The 2697-nt window shown below is 52.3% G+C and carries 3 protein-coding genes and 2 pseudogenes; all 5 read right to left on the minus strand.

The genetic code is table 11. The annotated features are described in order from the left end of the window. A pseudogene (locus tag CJP72_RS21515) lies at nucleotides 1-345 on the minus strand (hypothetical protein); the annotation flags it as partial. Further along, nucleotides 332-943 carry a YmfQ family protein gene (locus tag CJP72_RS21520; RefSeq protein WP_162383341.1) on the minus strand — a complete coding sequence of 204 codons (612 nt, stop codon included), beginning with the start codon at nucleotides 941-943 and terminating at the stop codon, nucleotides 332-334. The gene CJP72_RS21520 and the pseudogene CJP72_RS21515, both read right to left, overlap by 14 nt. Further along, complete coding sequence (locus CJP72_RS21525) at nucleotides 925-1992, minus strand: baseplate J/gp47 family protein (protein WP_162383342.1); 1068 nt, start codon at nucleotides 1990-1992, stop codon at nucleotides 925-927. Before CJP72_RS21525 ends, CJP72_RS21520 begins: the two co-directional genes overlap by 19 nt. After that, nucleotides 1985-2401, minus strand: a complete 417-nt coding sequence (locus CJP72_RS21530; protein WP_162383343.1) for a phage GP46 family protein — start codon at nucleotides 2399-2401, stop codon at nucleotides 1985-1987. Before CJP72_RS21530 ends, CJP72_RS21525 begins: the two co-directional genes overlap by 8 nt. Before the next feature lie 5 nt (nucleotides 2402-2406). Beyond that, nucleotides 2407-2697 (minus strand): annotated as a pseudogene (locus CJP72_RS21535) (phage baseplate assembly protein V); the annotation flags it as partial.

Consider the following 2697-nt stretch of genomic DNA (forward strand, 5'->3'; position numbering starts at 1 on the left):
AGCGGTGCGCAGGGTCAGACCTTCGCCAAGGTATACCCATGTGGTGCCTGGCCATTTGATATTAGGATCAGTACTCCCTCGAGTGATATATAAGTCATCTACCGCAGGAACAGATCTGGCATTCAAAAGAGATTCAATGGCAGCCAAAAGCTGCCCATTGTCGCTTTTATCCAACGTCATTCCCTGAGATTCAATTACTCCACATATTTCCTCCTGCAGAGCATCAAACATACTCGAAGTAAGATCCGTTGCAGGCACCCCCGTCTGAGGATTGCCATCTGTATAGCCATTTTTTCCTGTGCCAAATTTATCTCTTTGCGCAGTTGGAGTGTCAATACGGTGCACTTAATGCCTCCGGCGGATAACTAAAAAGAACAATGGTGTGGGATGGGCATATTTTGTTAATAACGCATTCTGCGACAGTATCGCCCCACGTTCGGATCGCCTCGTTGCAGCGTGATTTACAGGTCATACCCGAAACTTTCGTGGTTTCGGTGAAATTAACCTGCCAGTAAAAATTCCAGTCATACCCATAAAGCGCGCTGGTACACGGCGAAGTAGATTTAAATCCTTGCCCGGAGAAAGTTGTAATGGTGGCGTCCGGATATCCCAAATCGCTTAGAACCTGCAGGTAATACGATTTGGTAATACCACCGACTGCGTTCACCTTTGTATTCACCCGTTGTTGTCGCTGGGCTATCGTTTCCGTTCCAGGAACAGAGCAGGAATCCGGCAAACCGCAACAAGCCTCCCAGCGGTCAATCATTTCAACGGTTTGTAAAGGATCACTCTCTTTGATGAGGTCATTACTCCTTTGATGAACATCGGCAAACGCGGGTGCCAGCCCAGCTAACAACGGGTCGTCTTCGCTCCAGGCCGGGCCTCGCGGCAGCAGATTTTGTAACTGTTGCTGGTAATTCTGCGTTAACTGCTCTGTGTCCATGCGAATGCTCCGGCAACAGGTAATTCAGTGTTTCCCAATACAATGTCGGCATCCGGAAAAATGCGCTTGTGACTGTACTCCCCGGATGCGGCGCTGATCGCTTCATCCAGGCGCGACATTTCCAGCGTGGCTGCTGGCTGTCCATCACGTTTCAGCCAGGCTTTAACCTCGCTCTGCACCGCGGCGCGGGTGTCTGCGTTATCGGGATTAATCAGGATTTGAAAATCGATTGTTTTGACTACAGGGCCGAAAACAAAAAGGCTGGAGCCAGCAACCGGAGATTTTGGCTCAATATAGTCATAAACATTTTGAATTTGCTGCTCACCTGGTACCGGGTCGGAATCGTCATCAGTGGCACATAGCACGCCGACGGTACCCGGTCCCATCCAGTTACGCAGCGTCCAGGCGCGGGTAATACCCGACACGCTTTTGGCCCATTCCACATAATCAGGATCAGCGCCAGACTGCGGGGTGTAATACCAGCGATCGATGATTCGGGCGCGCCACTGTTCGATATCTTCCAGATCGGCACCGCCTTTTATCGTGTCAGCCGCACCGCGGGATGGCAGACCAGAAACCGGACTAACCAGAGTCATGCCGGTACCATCATCGGTATTGCCATCGGCGCCCGCCGTTTCGCACACCACCGGCACGCGGATAACGCCGCCGGCTGAATTGGTGGCGACGGTAACAATGAACGTCATCTGATCATCGCGCTGAATTTCCACGCCTGCAGCCACCGTAATCCCGTCGTTCACGCCATCCCAGCGCACCCAGCCAGCAGAGGCGACCGGTTCTTTACGCGGGCATTTCTTTAAATTCCCGTGCCGGTAGAGCCAGGATTCATCTGCTAAATCTGGCAGCAGGTTGCGTGCCAGATAATCGAGATAACCGTAAAGAGAATTGACGGCCGCCGCCGTGGCGCGGGAATACACCTCCGCGTTTGCACGGCGTAAAACCTCGTCATGCTGGAAGCGGGAAAGAATATCATTGCGGATTTGGGTAATAAGATCGGGCAGTGGGGGGCGATAAAAATTGCTGTCAGCCATCGTTTAAAAGTCTCCAGTATTCGTCGAATCGCATATTCCAGTTCGTACCGTCACGCTGATAAATGTCGATAGTCAGTTGCGCTTCATCCATACCGCTGCGAACGGCACTGGCCTCCACCCGCGCCGCTACACCATCATCAATAAGCCACTGCAGCGCTTCATTTGCGTAGTCTCGGGACCGGTTCAATGTGTTGTTGGTGATTTTTTCCCGCCCCAACTGCCAGAGCCGGGAGCCTATCCGATCACCTGTCACTGTCGGATACGTATCGCCCCACCACCCCATCGGCACCGGGGCGTTATCATCGGGATTGGCGCGGCGCCACGAAAAAAGAGAAATAATGACGGCACGCGGAAGCGGATTAACGACAACCGTCGGATCGGTCAGTTGACCGTTGAGATAAAAAATCATGGGGTTTACATCTCCTGATTAGGAGTGCCAGTAGTGCCGTCGTTGTATTCGTGATCGTGGTTATTGAAGGTGTCGCGGATTGCCTGCATTGAGGATTTTTTATCGCTCATGTCACCACCGGCGCTCATATCCTCTGTGGCCTCCACCAGCGGTGAATTCAGCGTGATTTTTTCCGTAGCGTTAAGCACGCAGGTTTCCATATTCGCCACCAGATTTTTAGTCTGTATCTCGATGGCATTCCCGCGTTTGAGGATAATGCTGTCGCCTTCGTCTGTGTAAATAGCCACCTCCCCCGC

It is taken from the genome of Citrobacter sp. NCU1, assembly GCF_010231475.1.
Lineage (GTDB): Bacteria > Pseudomonadota > Gammaproteobacteria > Enterobacterales > Enterobacteriaceae > Citrobacter_D.